11 protein-coding genes, 2 pseudogenes and 1 riboswitch are annotated in these 18,407 nt (G+C 57.4%); of the genes and pseudogenes, 4 read left to right on the plus strand and 9 right to left on the minus strand.

Features of this window, described 5'->3' with window-relative positions:
- Window positions 1-69: 69 nt before the first annotated feature.
- From DCL27_RS12130 to DCL27_RS12140, 3 genes are all read right to left on the minus strand, one after another.
- Window positions 70-564, minus strand: a complete 495-nt coding sequence (locus DCL27_RS12130) for a hypothetical protein (RefSeq protein ID WP_005283245.1) — start codon at window positions 562-564, stop codon at window positions 70-72.
- 300 nt (window positions 565-864) lie between these two features.
- Window positions 865-1,518 (minus strand): oxygen-insensitive NAD(P)H-dependent nitroreductase NfsB, encoded by a 654-nt coding sequence (locus DCL27_RS12135; RefSeq protein ID WP_035600092.1) that lies wholly within the window; start codon window positions 1,516-1,518, stop codon window positions 865-867.
- Window positions 1,519-1,701: 183 nt separating this feature from the next.
- The gene (locus DCL27_RS12140; protein WP_005283239.1) at window positions 1,702-2,865 is read right to left on the minus strand and encodes a serine hydrolase; all 1,164 of its coding nucleotides are present in this window, start codon (window positions 2,863-2,865) and stop codon (window positions 1,702-1,704) included.
- 552 nt (window positions 2,866-3,417) lie between these two features.
- Between DCL27_RS12140 and DCL27_RS12145 the strand changes: the two genes are divergently transcribed.
- Window positions 3,418-4,434, plus strand: a complete 1,017-nt coding sequence (locus tag DCL27_RS12145) for an SLAC1 anion channel family protein (RefSeq protein WP_035600090.1) — start codon at window positions 3,418-3,420, stop codon at window positions 4,432-4,434.
- A 141-nt stretch (window positions 4,435-4,575) separates the two neighbouring features.
- On the opposite strand, the gene DCL27_RS12150 is transcribed toward DCL27_RS12145, so the two are convergent.
- The 3 genes from DCL27_RS12150 to uraH all read right to left on the minus strand — a co-directional run bounded on the left by DCL27_RS12150 (window position 4,576) and on the right by uraH (window position 12,141).
- On the minus strand, window positions 4,576-9,405 hold the full coding sequence (locus DCL27_RS12150; protein ID WP_109691498.1) for a hemagglutinin repeat-containing protein: 4,830 nt from the start codon (window positions 9,403-9,405) through the stop codon (window positions 4,576-4,578).
- A 42-nt stretch (window positions 9,406-9,447) separates the two neighbouring features.
- Window positions 9,448-11,127: a ShlB/FhaC/HecB family hemolysin secretion/activation protein gene (locus DCL27_RS12155; protein WP_228594433.1), complete on the minus strand. Its 1,680-nt coding sequence runs from the start codon at window positions 11,125-11,127 to the stop codon at window positions 9,448-9,450.
- Between the two features lie 588 nt (window positions 11,128-11,715).
- Complete coding sequence (gene uraH / locus DCL27_RS12160) at window positions 11,716-12,141, minus strand: hydroxyisourate hydrolase (RefSeq protein ID WP_005283225.1); 426 nt, start codon at window positions 12,139-12,141, stop codon at window positions 11,716-11,718.
- Between the two features lie 590 nt (window positions 12,142-12,731).
- Between uraH and DCL27_RS12165 the strand changes: the two are divergent.
- Window positions 12,732-13,309: pseudogene (locus DCL27_RS12165) on the plus strand (transposase).
- Window positions 13,310-13,870: 561 nt separating this feature from the next.
- The gene (locus DCL27_RS12170; RefSeq protein WP_005283220.1) at window positions 13,871-14,272 is read left to right on the plus strand and encodes a hypothetical protein; all 402 of its coding nucleotides are present in this window, start codon (window positions 13,871-13,873) and stop codon (window positions 14,270-14,272) included.
- 78 nt (window positions 14,273-14,350) lie between these two features.
- Here DCL27_RS12170 and traT read toward each other — a convergent pair whose 3' ends face one another.
- The gene (gene traT, locus DCL27_RS12175) at window positions 14,351-15,091 is read right to left on the minus strand and encodes a complement resistance protein TraT (protein ID WP_005296711.1); all 741 of its coding nucleotides are present in this window, start codon (window positions 15,089-15,091) and stop codon (window positions 14,351-14,353) included.
- A gap of 450 nt (window positions 15,092-15,541) precedes the next feature.
- Window positions 15,542-15,667: pseudogene (locus tag DCL27_RS17725) on the minus strand (mannose-6-phosphate isomerase); the annotation flags it as partial.
- 227 nt (window positions 15,668-15,894) lie between these two features.
- Between DCL27_RS17725 and DCL27_RS12180 the strand changes: the two are divergent.
- Window positions 15,895-16,995, plus strand: a complete 1,101-nt coding sequence (locus DCL27_RS12180; protein WP_035598010.1) for a glycerol dehydrogenase — start codon at window positions 15,895-15,897, stop codon at window positions 16,993-16,995.
- 141 nt (window positions 16,996-17,136) lie between these two features.
- On the opposite strand, the gene thiE is transcribed toward DCL27_RS12180, so the two are convergent.
- Complete coding sequence (thiE, locus tag DCL27_RS12185) at window positions 17,137-17,772, minus strand: thiamine phosphate synthase (protein ID WP_005283207.1); 636 nt, start codon at window positions 17,770-17,772, stop codon at window positions 17,137-17,139.
- 205 nt (window positions 17,773-17,977) lie between these two features.
- Window positions 17,978-18,078, minus strand: a riboswitch (TPP riboswitch).
- Window positions 18,079-18,407: the final 329 nt, after the last annotated feature.

Genomic DNA, 18,407 nt, shown 5'->3' on the forward strand with positions numbered 1-18,407 from the left:
CACTCCGTTACGCGTGCGGGGGAATGTCGCGCCGAGTAAGCGCGCGAAACCGATCCTGCGTGATGAGGCTTAGGCCTGCGCCAACCAGGTACGGATGATCTGACCGAGCTCGGCCACATCGTTGTACAGGTGATCGTCGCCTGCCACGCAGCGGCACTGCGCGCGATCGCCCAACAGCTGCGCCAGCTCCTGATAGTGGCCAAAGGGATCGGCCTCCTGCTGGATGATCAACATCGGCTGGCGCTCCGCCAAGGCCTGCAAGGCCTGACGTTGTGGCTCGCTATAGAGGGATAGCGCCACGCCGATAAACACGATGCGCTGCGCCTGAAGCGCCGGCGTCAACACGCAGGCCAGCGTGCCGATAGACTTAGACAGCAACAGATCGTAGTGACCCTGCGGCATCTGTGCCAGCTCTGCCTGGAGATCAAACGGTGCCTGCGGCTGCTGCCAAGCGGCGAAACGGTGTACCTGTAGTGTCAACGCAGGCAGATGCAATGATTCGGCGACCTGGGTTATCCACCCTTGGGTGGCGGGCACTTTGCCCGGAATGGCGATCACGTTCATGAGTGTTCCCCTTACTGAATGCTCCGTCCTCGCCGGGTGCGACGAGGGCTCCGTGTTATCGTTATAACGCGATTACCCGCGCCTGTCCCCCCACGGCCGGGGGGTTACCCGAAAAAGGCACAGGGGCTAAAGCGTCACGTGCGGCGGACAGCGCTGAGGACAGAGAGCTGAAGGTAGAGGAGGGATGGCACACCTCACGAATGCGACATCAAGCCAAGACAGGACCAAGGCGGGCGGCGGAATGTCACGGCTACGTCCCTACGCAGGCACGTAGCCCTCTTCTGTTATCGAGTCAGTGCATCAGCACTCGGTCAGGATCTCGGATAACGGTAGACGCGACTTGGGCAGGTCGGCGTTGAAATCATCGGCACGACGATACCCCAACGCGACCAGCACCACGCTGGTCAACCCTTGGCGCGGCAGATCGAACTCGGCATCGAGCAGCGCGCTGTCGAACCCTTCGATCGGTACCGCATCGATCCCTAATGCGGCGACCCCTAACAGGAAGTTACCCAAGTTAAGGTAGACCTGCTTCGCCATCCACTGCCCGGCGTCCTGTAACGTATCACGATGCATATAGGCGAAATAGGCGCGCCCCTTATGCTGCGTCTCCATCGCCTGCTGAGTGGCGAAACGGCCATCGGCCTGCTCCTGGCGCAACAGGTGCTGTAGGTACGCTTCGTCAATCTCGGTCTTAGCGCAGAACGCCACCACGTGCGATGCGTCCAAGATTTTATGCTGGTTAAATTCATAGACTCCCGCCGTCGCTCGAGCGATACGCGCCTTACCGTCGGCGCTACCGGCCAGAATAAAATGCCAGGGCTGAGAGTTGGTACTGGAAGGGCTCAAACGCAGCAACGCCTTAACGCTGTCGAGATCCGCACTGCTGATCTTTTTCTCGGCATCGAACGCCTTGGTGGAATAACGGGATAACGCCGTGGAAATGATATCCATCGTGACACTCCTGATTAAACGAAGACTTGCCCGGCAGCACAAGCATGGCGCACGGGGTAAAATCAGACTAGCCTGTTTACGACATCGCCAGCAAGGACAATCCGGGCGCACCAATGCGGCCCGCACGCCATGGTCATCCCGCAATGCGGCGCGTATCCACGGCGTGCAAGCGAGGCTGAAGGCTTAACCTATCTTGATCGCGATGTAATCTTCCAGGCGCGAGAACCAGCCCGCCTCCGCAACCGGCGCCAGGGTACGCAAGTCGTAGCTGCCGATACTCTTACCGTCATACAGGTAGTTCACGCGGCCGACGACCTGGCCACGCGCCAGGGGCGCCTCCAAGTAATCATGGTTGAGGGTGTAATCGACTTTGACATCACGTAGCTCGCCCTTGGGCAAGGTGTAGTAGATATTCTGCGGGTTACCCAGCGCGACCGTCTTCTGCTGACCATACCACACCTGCTGGCTCGTGATCGCCCGATCGCGCGCCACCAGTTGCACCGTCTCGAAGTTTCGCTCGCCCCACTGCAACAGCTTCTTCGCCTGGACCTCACGCCCCCGACTGCTGTCGGCCCCCATCACCACGGCGATCAGGCGCTGGCCGTGCGGGTCGATGCTGGAGGCGACCAGGTTGAAGCCGGCGCTGGCGGTATGGCCGGTCTTCATGCCATCGACATGCAGATCCTGATCCCACAACAACCCGTTGCGGTTATTCTGCGTCACACCGTTCCAGCTCAGACTCTTCTGCGCGTAGAAATGGTAGTAAGGCTGCTCGTGGAGAATGATGGCGCGCGCCAGCTGCGCCAGATCACGCGCGCTGCTGTACTGCCCTGGCGCGTCCAGGCCATGCACCGTCTCGAAGTGGGTATTTTGCAGGTGTAACTGTTGCACATAACCATTCATCAGGCGGACGAAACCCGCCTGATCGCCGCTGACATAGTCGGCCAAGGCGACACAAGCGTCGTTACCCGAGTCGATGATGATCCCGCGGATCAGATCGCTCACCGTCGCCTTATCGCCCGGTTTCAGAAACATCAGCGAGGATCCCTTAAAGCTGGGATTGCGCGTCGCCCAGGCATCGTTGCCGATCGGCACCGGATCGTTTAACCCGATCCGCCCCTGATCCAACGCGCGCTCCACCACATAGTTGGTCATCAACTTCGTGAGGCTGGCAGGATTACGCCGGGCATCGGGATTTCCCTGCGCCAGGATCTGTCCGGTCTGGGCGTCCATCAATACCCAGGAGGCGGCATCGATATGGGGGGGAACCAGCGGGAAGGCGCTCTGCGCCTGGGCGGCGCCGGCCAAAAAAAGTAGGGCCAGCGGGATCTTGGCTGCTGTATTCAAAACACTGCCTCATTATTTAAGTTGAGAGTCATGCAACGGCGGGAGCCGCATTAGGCGCGGCTATTCTTAACAAAAGTGGCGAGGCATAGCGTCAACAAGTGTAAAAAAAACAATTCAGCCGATGTTATTTGTAATGAAAACCGCGAATACCAATACAAAATGCCAATAATGCCGAAAAAATAATAATCGTTGTTTCTGCGTGGAGTGCCGCGGGCGAATGCAAAAGGGGCGATGTCCCATGATGCGCACGAGGCGCGAGCGGGCACAGATCCGAGTGAGGATACCTCGGCGGCGAGGTCACTATCTTGCGAGAAAGTCGCTGTTTATTGTCTGCGCGTATTTATTCGAAAATCGGGAAAATAATGCGCGTTATGATTTGAATTCCCTGGAAATAGCCACTAGGCTGCATCAATCATCGCGCCCTAATAAGCCCGTTTGCCCCGACGCACCTTGAGTGACGACCGCCTGTCTTAGCCCGACACGGCGACCAGCTCGCCTGCGGCGGCGCGTTCAGCGCGCGATAACAATAACGATGACGTTGGAGTACATTTTATGGCAAAGACAGAAGACTCCCTGCGCGCATTGGGCGCACCGATCGCCGCCATGCGGCGCAGTACCCTCGATTATCTCCCCATCGCGCTATTTGGCAGTGTCATGGGAATGGCGGGGCTGGCCGCCGCTTGGCAACTGGCTGCTCAGCTGTATGGTTTTCCTCGCTGGCCAGCCCAAGGCATCGGCCTGCTGGCCCTGCTCATCTTCGTCGTGTTAAGCGTGGCCTACCTAATCAAGGCTATCAGCGGTCCGGCCGCCGTCCTCGCCGAGTTTCATCACCCGATCGCTGGCAATCTCTTTGCTACGCCGCTGATCAGCCTGTTGCTGCTGCCGCTGATTCTGGCCGACTACAGCCTCGTGTTGGCCAGAATACTGTGGGTCATCGGCGCCAGCGGCATGGTGCTGTTTGCCTGGTATAGCGTGACACGCTGGCTCTCGCAACGCCAGCAGACGGCGCACGCGACCCCGGCCTGGATCGTGCCGGTAGTCGGGCTGATCGACCTGCCCTTGGCCATGCCAGCCCTGCACCTTCAGGGTTATACGCAGCTCATGTTATTCGCCCTGGCTGTGGGGCTATTCTTTGCCCTACCGCTGTTTACCCTGATCTTCGCCCGCCTGCTATTCGAGGCTCCGTTACCTACCGCCCTACAGCCCTCGCTGTTGATCCTCCTGGCCCCCTTTTCCGTCGGCTTCTCTGCCTATGTCACTACCCTCGGTCATATGGATCGCTTCGCCGACGCCCTGTACATGCTGACGCTGTTTATGCTGTGCGTGTTGATCCCGCGCGTCCGAGCGTTAGCACACACCTGCCCCTTCCGTCTGTCATGGTGGTCGGTGGGCTTTCCGCTCGCCTCCAGCGTGGGGTGTGCCCTGCGTTACGCCGCGCATCACCCCAATCCCGTGAGCCACGCCATCGCCCTATTTCTGCTGGCCAGCGTCACCCTGCTGTTGTTCTGGCTGCTGCTCGCCACGTTACACGGCAGCTTACGCGGACGACTACGCGCCCTGGCCGGTTAAGCGCCGTGCCAACGCCCTCTAACAGGCGTATCGCAAACGGAGAGGGCTTTGCTGTGCAGATCCCCTGCCAAGCAGGGGGGCAGTCAGAGACAAAAAACGGCGGCCTATTGGCCGCCGTCGTCGAGTCACGATGCTGGTGCGTTAGGGTTTACTACGCAACGCGCTGTGGCTGTCGGCCTGGCTGCTGTCGACCGAGACGCTCAGCGGGAGCTCCCCTTTGGTCACCAGCTTATTCACCACCCCGGTCAGCCCGCCGACACTCAGCGGAACCTCGCCCTTACCACTGCCCTGATAACGGTGCCCGGCCAGATCCTGCTGCACCACGCGGCTCCCATTCAGGTTGACCGCGCCCTCCGAGCTCTCGATCAGCGCGCCGGTCAGGCGTGTATCGCCATCGACCTGCAGGTCAACCCCTTGCCGCCCCATGAGCGCGGACTGCTGCTCGACCGCCTGATTGTCCACCCGCTTGCCCTCGACATGCAGATTTCCCTGTGCGCCTGGCGCGCCGGTCAGCGAAGACTTCACCCCGTTGCCGACGCTGCGTGCCGCCCGATCCCAGCGCGCCGCCTGCGGCTTCTCTGTGCTCAACGTTTCCGGCAGGGTCACCCGCTCGTTGGCCTTATCGAAACTGACGCTACCGCTGGTGTCCTGGCGCTTGTCCAGGCGACGCACCGCACTGTTATAGCTCTCCGTCACCTTGTCACTGGCTCGATCGATAGCCCCCTCCAGCTTGCCCTGTACCTTCTGTGAAAGATGCGGCGTGGCAACTTTCGACAGCTTCGCCGTCTTGCTCGCCCCCTCATCGTTGCTATGCCCGAAGGTCAACCCGGCATTGACTTGGGTAGCGCGTTCACTGTCCTGACGGCTCTCCAAATGCAGATCGCCGCCGATCTTGCCCGTGATGCGCTCGCCCTCGATACGCGCACCGGCCAGTCGAGTATCATCGTGGCTAGACACGTTCACCTGTTCGGCGTGGATCTGCGTGTTATGTTGCTTCGTCTGATCTTGCTGATCCACATTAACCTTCAGCCCGCTATTCAGGGTATGGCGGTTCTGCCGTGTCGCCGGATCGGCCTGCCCCTGCACATCCTTACTCTCGCTCTGGCTGGCGGATAGACTCCCCGTCGCCTCAAAGCCCCAGTTATTTTTCACCTGGCTATCCTTGGCCGACTCCAGCACGATACCGCCCTGCTGGGCATTCAGTGTCACCGCCTTGCCCTTGACTTGAGTCCCTTGCAGGTGCAACGCATCGCGTGCCTCGCTACCGGCGCTCAGGGTGACATTCGCCCCGCTGATCCGTCCCCCTTGCGCCGTGCTCTGCTGTTCATGCTGCATCGTCACACCCACCTTGGCACCGAGGCTACCGTTCCGGCTCTTACTGTCGCCGCTGCTGCTGCGACCACCGCCACCACTCAGCTCGCCCGACCACACGCTGCCCTCCTGTTGACGCTGCGCGTCGGCCTGACGCAGATCTAAACGATCCGCCGCTCGCAGGGTGACATCCCCCTGACTGTCGACCTGAGCGCCCTGTAGGGTCAGCGCACCGCCGCTCTCTAGGGTGACGCCGCCTGCGGAACGGATCGAGGCAACATGCGCCTGCGTGTTGCTCTGCTGACCATTATCCTGCCCGCCGCCTAACGCCGCGCTGCCGCTATTCATATCGCCGCTGGCACGCGCATGTGCATCGAAGCCTTGGTGACGAGTGCTGTGGCTATCTGTGGCCTGAGCGATATGCAGATCGCCTGCGCTGTGGATCTGCGTCTTGCCCTGACCGCCATCCAACGCCGTTCCCTGATAGTTCCCCGCCTGCCCCAGACGAATATCGATACCTGATTGCGCCTGGATCGACCCACTCTGTGCCTGGGAGTGCTGCTCCTCACGGCGGCGATTCTCCCCCTGGCCACTGGCCGTCACACCGATATCCTTACCCGTGGTGGTGTAGACACGTAGAGTGGCGCCGCCCTGGACCGCGCTACTCTGGCTGCTGCTGCTGTCGCTTGCCGCCTCGAAGCGGTGGTTATCCGCCTGCAGCGTCACGCCCCCCGTATTGGCACGGTATTGCGTGCCACGATCGTGGATCGTGTCGCGCGCCGTGACCTCGATGGAGCCAGCCTGGATGTGGGTCGTCTTGGCTCGACTCTCGCTACGGCTCTCCGTCTTCGTCCCCCCGTTGGCGCCGATATCCAGCCCCAGGTTCGGTTTGCCCACCTTACCCACCTCATCGATGGCACCATTCACATCGAGGCTAGCAACCTTCTGTGCCGCCCCAGCCAGGGGACGAGTTACCGCACTGTAGTCAACGTTGGCCCCAACCTCGGCATCGACCCGGGTACCTTGACTACGGCTACTGTCGCGATCATGGGCCTCCAGCTGCGCGACGCTGGCCGCCTGCGCGCGGTAAGCGCCGCCGACCTGATGGCTTGCGCCTTGCTGAGTCAGCGTATCCTGCGCGTTGATGATCAAGTTCCCCTTAACCTCACTACTACTGCCCCGCGCACGCGTCTGCTTCTGTTGGCTATCGCTGGTGCTGTAGTGCCCCTCGTACCCACTGCCCGCCTTATCTATCCCTGCGGTATAATAGAGGCCGCCCCCCGCCGTCTGCTTCTGGCTACGGCTCTCCTGGCTATCTTCGGCGCTCACAAACGCCACATTTTTACCGCTGATCTGCGCATCACCCGCGTTAGCCTGTAGCCGCGAGCCGGTGAACTGCACATCCTCACCCGCCGTCAGCGCGACGCTAGCGCCCTGGATCTGGCTACCTCGATGCGTCACGCTCTGGCTCGTCTCCTGCTGGGCCGTATGTTCGAGTCCCAGGCCGACGCGGTACTGCTTGTCGCCCTGTTTTTTGGCGTAGGCACTGGCATGTAGCGAGGTGCTCTGTTCGTCACGGCTATCGACTCCCGCCGCCGCCTTGACATCGACGCGGCCACCCGCGTTCAGGTCAACGTGTCCGCCACCCGCCACCTGGCTGCCCTGCACCTGAATATCCCCCGCGCTCTGCACCCGCAGATTCACGTCCGACGTCAGCTGACTGGCGCGCAACTGCTCATGGCTCTCCTTACGCTGCTGGGAGGCGGTGGTGATATTGAAAGCACCGCCGCGCCGGCTGTTATCCTGCTCACTCGAGGTATTCACCACATGATCGATGACTACATTCCCTTGACGCGCCTGCACCACCCCGCCGCGCCCGCCCTGCGCACGGCTGCCGCTGATCGTCACGCCCTGCCCGCCGCTGATCGTCAGCGTACCGCCGCTCTCGACCTCGCTGGCATGGCTGCGCTCCTGGCTATGGTTATTGTCCCGCTCACCGCCGCCGCCAATGCCGCCCCAATAGGTGTGATTATCGACCTCGCTCTTGCGGTTCGCGACATTCTGCACATCCAGCGTCACCGTCCCCGCCGCCGCGATCTCGGCATCGTTACCACTCTGGATCTGTGCGGCTTGCGCGTTCAGGTTGCCCTTCGCCTGCAACGCCGCATCATGGCCGGCGCGTAGGCTGACCTGACGTAGACGCTCCTCGCTCTGGCGCTGTTGCCAGCGCCCACTATTCAGGCTGGCGCCCTCGTTGCGCTTATAGCCCGTCAGCTGGCTTTCATCGTGCTCACGTACGCCACGCAACGCGATGTCGCCCTGCGCCTGTAGCCGGATATCCTGCCCCGCCTTCACCTCACTGCCCTCCAGGCGTAAGTCGCCACGCGTGGCGCTAAGATTGACGTTGTGGCGCGCCTCAATCCGCCCCGTCTGCGCCTGTTGTTGGCTGTTACGGCGGGTCTCGTCATGTTGCCAGGAGTAAAACCAGCGATTGTCGGTCTGCTCCTGGCGCTGCGTCAGGAGCTGGCCATCCAGCAAGACGTCGCCACCCTGGATCGTCACATCGTCACCGCGCAGATCCGTCGCCGTCAGATGGTTACTCTCCGCCGCCACCAGCGTCAGGTTCTTGCCGCTGATCTCCGTACGCCGGTACCCCTGCTCCTGCTGGCTCGCGTGAACATCGATCCCTCCGCGGTAGTTCTGATAGTTATCCTTGCCGCTACTCTGTGTCGTACGTTCGGTGAGGGTACCTTCGGCGCGCAGAGTCTTCGCCTGTAGCGTCACATCCCCGCCACGCAGCTGCGCCGACTGTAGCGCCAGGCGATCTTTCGCCTTGACCGTGATGGCCTGCTCGGCCTGGAGGCTACCCGCCAACTTCACCCCACTCCCCTCGGCGGTATTGATGATGCGGATGCGTCCGGCCTGCATGCTGCCCAGGTAGTAGCTGTCTAACGCCGTATCGTTAGGGGCGGCCTCGATCTGTGTCAGATCGCGCGTCAGCCGATTGTTGCCGCTGATGGCATTAATCGCCTCGGCGCGTACGGCGCCGTTGCTCTCGATACGCGGGGCCACCAGATCCAGCACGCGCTCTGCCGTCACCCCGCCGCTCCCGATCTGCAACAGGTTGTGATTATTCAGCGTAGAATAGGCGCGCAACATACCGTTTTCGATCAGCGGATTACCCACCACCAGCGAGGAGCGAGAGGTATTGATAAAGCCGCAGCCGTCGCAGGTAATGCCGTTGGGGTTAGCCAAGACATAGTCCGCCGCCATGCCAAACACCTCTTGTTGACCGAGCAGCAACGAAGGGTTACGGCTGATCACCTCGTTGAGGATCACGCTGGCGCTGTGCCCGTTCAGATTCGGGTTGGCGGCCAGTTGCCCCGCCAGCTGTGACTGGCCGGCGCTCAAGGCGTTATTGAATACCGCGCCGGGCCGGTTGACGTTAAAGTCTTGATACTGGTTATGGGAGAGTCCCTGATCCGTCGGCTTAACGATGTTGACAACTTGGGCGCCATTCGCTGCCGTCGCCACCCCTGGACCCAATGCCCCACCATCCGCGACGATACCCGCGGCAAAACTGCTACAGGCGACGAAGGAGATGGCGATAATGGTCGCCAAACGTCCGGCTGAAGAGAGTTTAAAATGTTGATATGCCATAGAGATTACCTCATGTCGACGTCAAGTAACGTCGAGAACGGGTTAAAAGGAGTAAGAAAACTGCGTAAGTAACTGAGTCGATTGTTTTGGAAAGTTATGATTGGCAAGCGCCCGGGCGCGTCCGACTTCAATGTCGAGCTGCGCGGACATCATATTCAGCGTCACGCCCGCCACGGCGCCGACGCCACTCTGCCATCCTTGCTGGCCGATACTCGACCGCACGCGGCCGACATCCACACCGAGGCGCGGTGTCAGCGTCAACGCACGCCACGTCACCGGACGCGACAGCGTATTCTGCCAATACCAACCGTTATCCGCCGACAGGCTGCCCCGCTTGAATCCACGTATTGCACTGTGATCCGTCAGGCTGATCCATTCGATACCCGGCAACGGATCCCGACTGTATTGCCCATACCATTGGCTAGAGAAGCGGTAGTCTGCGCCGAGCAGCGTGAAACCTTGGCTCAACGAGGCGGCCAACTTCAGCTTGGTGTACTGCGCCTCTGCCCCAGTGCGCAGTCGTCCGCGATCGGCGCCCAGCACGCGCACCCCTCGCTCTACGCTGAGATTTCCCGTCGCCAGCCCGTATGGCAAGACATGCAGATGGTTAAGCCCAAGCTCCACCACGCTCAGTGTCGGGCTGCTAACCTGTAGCAGATCATCCTGTAAGTAGTTACGAATGCGCTTCGCGGTTAATTGGGCGCTCAACGTGTTAATTTGCCGCTGGCTACGCTGAATCACGCCATCGACACGCAAGCCATATTGGCTGGACACACCATCCAGACGAATACGGGTATGCAGCAACGGCTGGTACATCAGATAGTGCGAAAAACTGGCGAATCCGCTGAAGGTCAAGGCGCCGTAAGGCAGCGAATAAAACAGCATATAGCTGCGGCTATAACGCTCCGCAGGTCGCGCCAGCGTCGAAGAGAGGCTCAAGCTGGCGAAATCGGAGAGCCCTAAGGGGCTATCCAGCGTGGCATTACCACGCGCCACCCACTCTCCGGCCCCCTGCTGACCCGTGTTATCCAACGAGGTGCTCACCTGCCAGGGACGACTGCGTTGGTTATACAGGCGAATGACCGAGCCGCCGACCCGCTCACCCGGTAAAATATCCATGCTGACGTGGTTCGAGCGCAGACGATTAGCCTGATCCAATCCCTGATCCAGATCGCTTAAGCGCAACGGCTTACCGATCAAGCCAGGAAACAGCCAGCGCCGGTTGACGCCCCGATCGCCACCCTCAATACGCTCGATATACCCTTCAGTGACTCGTAGGCCTAACTCACCACGCGCATTGGGGCGCAAAAACTGTACCCGAGCCGTGATATACCCCTTATCCAAATATAAGGCGGTAATTTGCTTGGCTAACCGGTTAACATCTCGACTACTAATACAGTTCGTCGGTAGCGCATCCAATGCCGCGAGATCGTGCAAGGACAATAGCGTAATCCCGGTTAAATAAACCCCACTGATCGGTAGGCAGGTGTCGATATCACGTAATTGATCCGCGCCTGCGACGGAGGGCACGGCATGCTGTTGTTTGGTTAGGCGTTGCAGCGTCTGCTGCTCCAGCAATGAATTAAGCTGCCGGGTACTGTTTTGTAACGCTCGGCGCGACTCATCGGTCGGTGTATTGTCCCACTGGGAGCTCGCCCCCACACTGCTTGTTACGCCCCAGATCGTCACCCATAGCAGTCTACAAATTAAAGTTTTACTCATCTTATCCCCCGGGCTATCGCAATCAGTCGGTGGAATTATCGTTATCGTCCTTGGGCGGCAATGGCTAAAAAAGCAGCGTAAAGTTAATCCTTGCTAATCTTTTTTTAAGACTATTCTTTGTTTGTAATATAAATCAACAATAATCTAATTAAATTGATGATATTTTTAGCATCCATTTCATAACGGTTTAAGATATGAGCACGAGTTAGCTCATTGAATGTCTAGTTAATCGGTTACGTACTAAGCGCAGATAACATTCACATTAATTTATTGAACGCATGGCAGTAGCTAATATTTTTAATAGGGTGTTTGATACATAGCAAAACTATAATCATAGTTATTATAACTATATCAAACAGATTATATGTCCAGATTAAAACCGCCCATTAATGTTAAATCGATGGACTCCCCCCAGAGCCATAAAAATTCTGTCCTCACCACAAGGCATGCTTACAGGCCTCAAGATCATCTTCCGGGGTATGGCCAGTCCACGTTTTCCCGTTGCAGGATAAAATCACTGTAAATCACCAATCCTAAAAGACGCCTAGCCGGCGTCTTTTTATTCATGATTTCTGTGGAATCAGCTCATCAGCTTCCACGATATGTTGAGTATCCATACTGACTCAGCAGTAGCGGTATATGGTAGTGTTCACCGGCTTTTTTCACATGAATGATTACCGGAATTTCAGGGAAGAAGGTATCTTCGTTATGATTGGTATAATACTTACCCGTTTCAAAGATCACCCGATAATCGCCTGGCTCGATATCTTTGCCAACTGGATATAGAGCATTAATGCGCCCATCCTGACTCGTAACAGCCGAATTCAGCTTGACCCATTTATCCCCCTCTTTTTTATCCAGGATCACGCTAACACCTTCAGACGGCGCCCCCGTTTTCAGGTTCAACACATGAACGCTAATGGGATTTTTAGCAGCTTCCGTCTGTGCAGCGAATGAAACTGAGGATGCGGAAAGCACCATCCCGACCAGAGAAAGTCTTAAATATTTATTCATCTTTTTAACTCACTCAATAATACATTGTTGGAGAATATTTAATAATGCAATCAACATAATGCAGTCAATAAGAAAAAGTTAACTTTTTTGTGATATTTAAATCATGCTGAATGAATAACATAATCACAATTCATTGATATAGTTGCCTTTGACTGACATCACCACGGTAGGGTGTACTCTAGGGTTTAAATATAGAGTCGCCCCCTCCACATCACCGGTTCGAATTGACCGGCGTGGGGGTTGACTCTGATCCCTTTGTATTAATCCGCCGTTCGCTTCAGATATTTTACGGGTATAAGCAGGCCCAGGATTTATGACTAAATAGGTGCTTTGAACTGCACCGCGGTTTTGTGGAAGAGGGTGAAATCCGGGAAATCAGGCGGCCATAGCCTTGCTCCCGATGGGGACGTAATACACTTTTCTGGGCTTTGTTGCATGCATCGAACGCTTGCTGAGTTGAAGGAGCCGATCACGCGTCATTTGCTAACACAGGTCGTCCCGGAGCAAAGCAGGAGTTCAGGATCCCCCACTGGCGCAACGACAACAAAACCCTCGTCAATCGTGGCTCCGTCACTTGCTGGCTGGATGACGTGGCGATCCAGGCCTGGTATGAGTCAGCAGTACCGTCATCACGGGGGAGATATCGGCGCTATTCCACCCACGCCACCACGATGATTCTGGTGATTAAACGCACATTCCGGCTGCCCCAATGGACAGCACAGGGCTGTATGGATTCCATTTTGCCCTGATAGGCGTTTCGTTACGCCGCCCGGATTATACCCGAGTCATCAAGCGAGCTACGTCGGTTAACGTCTGCTTTAAAACGCCCATCCTGGGTGAAGTAGCGCATCGGATGATGGATTCCACCGGATTGAAGGTCTGCGGCGAAGATGAATGGAGAATCAAAAAACACACTAAGGAACGCCGTCGTATCGGGCGAAAGCTGTACTGGCCGTTGACAGCAAAACACGTGAAGTTATCCGTACGGATCTATCGTAGAACAACGTTATCGATGCAAAAACCCTCCCCGGACTTACCCGGCAGATCCCGCGGAAAATCAGGTCAGCGGCGGCAAGCGGTGCTTACGACACCCGGCGGTGTCACTCGCCCCACACGGCTTGTTACGCCCCAGATCGTCACCCATCGCAGTCTACCAATTAAAGCGTGACTCATCTTATCCACCGGGCTATCGCAATCAGTCGGTGGAATTATCGTTATCGTCCTGGGATGGCAATAGCTAAGAAGGCCGCGCAAAGTTAACCCTTGCTAATCTTTTTTTAAGATTAGCCTTTATTTATAATATAAATTAGTAGAAATCTAATCAAATTGATAATTTTCACCACGCTCACCCGTGCATATATCAAACAGCGCGATGTCGCCAAGCTTAGGCAATGGATTGCGTTCAAAAAATGAATAATTTCCAATTGGATTTATTATCGACACGCCACGGTGAATAAGCTTGGTTGGCGCCTAAGCCATATATTTCTAGCGGCGGAGTTTTCCCTATAAATACAGCATAATAAGACCACTATCACCATAATGATAGTGATGCGGAAAACGACTCTCAGAAATAACTCGCCACGCTGGCAACATCGCTGACCGGATACGCCATGACATCAATGTGATATGGCGAGAGGTAACCCCATAAAGGATGCGCTAATCTTGTTAGCAGACCAATGACGCATGGCGTCATCAGACCAGTATCTTCATATTCTCAAGGAGAGTTCCCATGGTTCAGTCCGCAACGCTAGCAGCCCCCGAGATAAATAGCCAACAGGGTAGCGATGCCGCATCGGCCATCGTGCTGAGGGTGGTGGATCGCGATGATGCCCTCAATCTTATGCGCACCTTGGTATTCCCAGTCAGCGAAACCCGTGAGCAGGTAAGCCAGATCTTACGGCGTAACCCGAAAATAATCGAAGAGTGGCTGCGTGAATTTAATCGCGGCTTCGCGGAAAACCAGCAATGCTGGTTCGAACAGCATATTCTGGTGGTACCGCATGTACGAGAAAATCTCCCCGCGGTGCAAAGCCAACTGGCACACTTGCTGGGTTCGCTGCAGCTCCGCTATCGCCCCGGCGCCATCGTCCCCTTGCCACAATGGATCGATATGATGGAGTTGCGCGCCTAACCGAGCCCTCTGCGAAAACATCACGCCCCGTCATCGACGGGGCGCTTTGCGTTATCCCCTCACCAGGAGGAGTAACGCTTACAGAATACCGGCAATAGAGTTCGCCAGTTGCGCTTCGAGTACCGGTTCAGCTTGGTTAAACTTCAGGTTGACCTGATTGGCGCTAGAGACGATACGAGTCTGGTAGCGTTGCTGATTGCCGCCCTGCACACTGCTGGTTTGAATCTTCGCGCCAGAGGTACCCTGACGCAATGCCGCCACGTTGTCCGTGCTCACCTTAGCCGTAGTGCGCTCGGCGATCTGTACGTCCGTCACCATGGTGTAGTTGACGTCCTCAATCATCGCATCCGCCGCCAGACCGATCAGCCCCGCCGCCAAACCGACCCCCAACGTCGCCCCTGCCGAGGTGGTATTATAAGCCGTTATCCCAGCGCCCAATGCCGCACCCATCGCCGCCCCTTGGTAGCCTTGATTTAGTAGCCCCTGCGCCTCACGCAGATCCATACGATCGGCGCGTAGCACGTTGGCCTGAACCCAGTAATAGGCGCGGTCGGGATCACTCACCAGTTGATATCCCTTGGCCTGAATCGCTTGCGCGATACGCGGCTGTAGATCGCTCAGAGGCTTATCGGAAGTATTCTTGACCTGGAGATAAACCGTTTTCTGATTGGAAGGCTCCAACCAAATCGTCTCGCTCATCTGGGTCTTCACCTCCAGATTACGTTTTTTAATCGCCGTGGTCATCGCACCACAACCTGACAACAACAGACAGGCCGCAACCAAGGCGACAATAGCGGTATTTTTATAATGGCGTTGCATGATGAATCGCTTCTCTCAGAGGTCAATAAAATGCATCCATGGCCTAGTGCCATGGTAGGTAAAAAGTGTGACGATTATAGAAATGGGATTGTCAGCAAGGCAAATTGACTGACAAAAAATGAGCCTGAATCAGGAGTATTCCGAGGTGAATCTAAATAGAGAGTAAACGAGTCATCTGTATTTTTATAGGACAGCCCAAGCTAATTACTCCTAAAGGGTTAAGCACCTTGATAAAGTAAAGACAGTTATCACTCGCTCATTTTGTATAACCAGAAAAGATGCATCATAAATACCGTGTATTATGACCAGGTTTATCCCCTCAAACAGCCCATCAGCGCACGTCAAAAAGTTCCCGCTCTATTTCACATGGCACGGAAGATTAATGACTACGCGAGGCCCACGCCGAGCTCACTCCCAACGCAGGCACGATATATGACACGGTAATGCGGCTCACCAGGCCAGTGGCTCAGCGGGATGACTATCGTTTAGACGATGCGGCGACTTGATAAATACCCCCTTCCACGGCTGCTCACCCCGGTTTACCAAGAAATGGGCCTCACCCGGTTCACACGGCATCTCACCATATGCCCCCTACTCCACGCGAATAGCGACATATCGAGGGTTACCATCCCCATCACCTCCATCACCCCACGCCCTTCCCCGCTCATCAAACGATCGTTAGTCGATCGGTATAACCTAACCCAGCGCATGTCTTCCGGCTGAATGCTACGGCATAATCACCAGAGAGAGGGGGGCCCTCGCGCCCCTTCCCCGCGACTTTCTTTCCTGACAGGAGTGTAATGATGTTAAAAGTCATCCAATCACCATCCAAGTATATTCAGGGACCCGACGCGCTACAGTCCATCGGGCAGTATGCCAAGCTCTTAGCCAGTAGCCAGTTTGTCATCGCCGACGATTTCGTGATGGGGCTGACCGGAGACACGGTAGCCACCAGCTTGCGCGAGGCCGGGGTGGAGGGGCATTTCTCCCGCTTCGCCGGTGAATGCTGCCGGAAGGAGATCGATCGCTTGGGTGCCGAGTTGAAGAGCCTTGGCTGCCAAGGCGTGATCGGGATCGGTGGCGGCAAGACACTGGATACCGCGAAAGCCTTAGCCTACTACCAAGGCGTACCGGTACTGATCGTGCCAACCATCGCCTCGACGGACGCACCGACCAGCGCACTCTCGGTGATCTATAGCGAGCATGGCGAGTTCGAGGAGTATCTGATCTACCCGACTAACCCCGATATGGTGTTAATGGACACGGCGATCATCGCCAAGGCGCCGGTACGCCTGCTGGTCGCGGGGATGGGGGATGCCCTCTCCACCTACTTCGAAGCCCAGGCCTGTGTCGACTCCCATGCCATCAGCATGGCGGGTGGCGAGTCAACGCGGGCGGCATTAGCGCTGGCTCGCCTCTGTTATGAAACGCTACTCGAGGAGGGCTTCAAAGCGAAGCTGGCCGTCGAGGCGGGCGTCGCCACGCCTGCGGTGGATAATATCGTCGAGGCCAATACCTACTTGAGTGGGCTAGGATTTGAAAGCGCCGGGCTCGCCGCGGCTCACGCGATCCACAACGGCCTGACGGTGCTGGAAGAGTGCCATAAGATGTACCATGGGGAGAAGGTCGCCTTCGGCACGCTATGCCAGTTGGTGCTACAAAACAGCGACAGCGAGCAGATCGAGACGGTACTCGATTTCTGTGTACGGGTCGGGCTCCCCGTCACCCTCGCACAGTTGGGGATCGAGGATGGACCGCAACTGAACGAGAAGATTATGGCCGTGGCGCAAGCCAGTTGCGCCAAGGGCGAGACCATCCATAACATGCCCTTTAGCGTCACACCGGCACAGGTCTACGCCGCGATCCTGGCCGCCGATCGGTTAGGGCGAGCCTGGTTAGCGTAAGCCTCATGGCGGGGCCACTCAACGCCCCGCCTAATCCGTGTCCTGATGCTGGAGAGGCCTACGCCACCCAGCTAACGCCACCATAAAGCCAATGAGGCACGCCTCGTTGCCGTTAGCCGACGTCGTATCGGCCTAGGCGGCTCACTCGCCCCCGGCACCGGCCAGCGCCAACAAGTGTGCCGTGGCCTCGCGCCAATCCGCCGCCTGGGTAATGGCGCTGATCACCGCCACGCTGCCGACACCGGTCGCCAATACCGCAGGCACCCGCGCCAGAGTGATCCCCCCGATGGCGACAGTCGGGTAATCACCCAGACGTTGAATGTGACGCGCCAACTGTGCGATCCCTTGCGGCGCCGAAGGCATCTGCTTGCTCTGGGTGGGAAAGACCTGCCCCAACGCAATATACGAGGGACGCGCCGCGAGTGCGACCTCGATCTCCATATCGTCATGAGTAGAAACCCCCAGGCGTAATCCCGCCGCCCGAATCGCCGCCAGATCCGTCGCAGCCAGATCCTCCTGACCGAGATGTACGCCATAGGCTTGGTGCTTGATCGCCAGGCGCCAATAGTCGTTGATAAATAACCGGGCTTGATAACGACGACCTAGCTCAATCGCCGCCTTCACCGCCTCCTCCAACTGTTCGTCATCGCGATCCTTGATGCGTAACTGTAAGGTTCGTACCCCGGCCTCCAGCAGGCGCGCGATCCACTCGACGCTGTCGACCACGGGATAGGCGCCTAAGCGAAAGGGCACCGGCGGGAAATCAGGCTGATACATCAGGCATTCTCCTTGCGTAAAACGAGGCGGACTCCCCCTAGGGGGAATCGACGCCGATTCATGGGCGCGACACGCGCTGGACAAGGCGAGATAGACCTGTCGGCGCGGGGACTTGAACGAATGACATCCTCCGCCCCTAAGGCGGAAATGCAGCTTGTCGGACGACGGATAACGCCAGAGAGGCTTTCACCTGACGTGAGGTGATAACACGAAGACGCTTGTTCCCTTCGCAGGTATCAGCCTGATCAGGTTCTGCGGATCCCGAATCAACGGTCTCAGCCCAACGGGGCACTCCGACAAGATAACGCCTCGCTCGGCGAGCGGGGAAGCAGGGTAAACTACGCGTTAACAGGCGCGATCTCAAGCGGCGAGGGAGGATAATCGCCGCGACATCACGCGCCGGCGTCTCCCCCCGCCACGCTCGGCGCGCCCCTCTCAGAGTCGGCAACACGCGCCACTATCGCTTAATCTGGCAAGCCAACGATCGGGTGAGTCCCCCGCGAGAACGAGTCGGGGAGATGGCAACAATAACGGTGTCGCGATCCCCTCTCCGTCTGCAACTGGCTGTTATCAAAAGACAGGGTCTATTTATTCTGTCAGCCAGGCCGCCGTCATAATGACCTCACTCACCACGC

It is taken from the genome of Edwardsiella tarda ATCC 15947 = NBRC 105688 (assembly GCF_003113495.2).
GTDB classification, from domain to species: domain Bacteria; phylum Pseudomonadota; class Gammaproteobacteria; order Enterobacterales; family Enterobacteriaceae; genus Edwardsiella; species Edwardsiella tarda.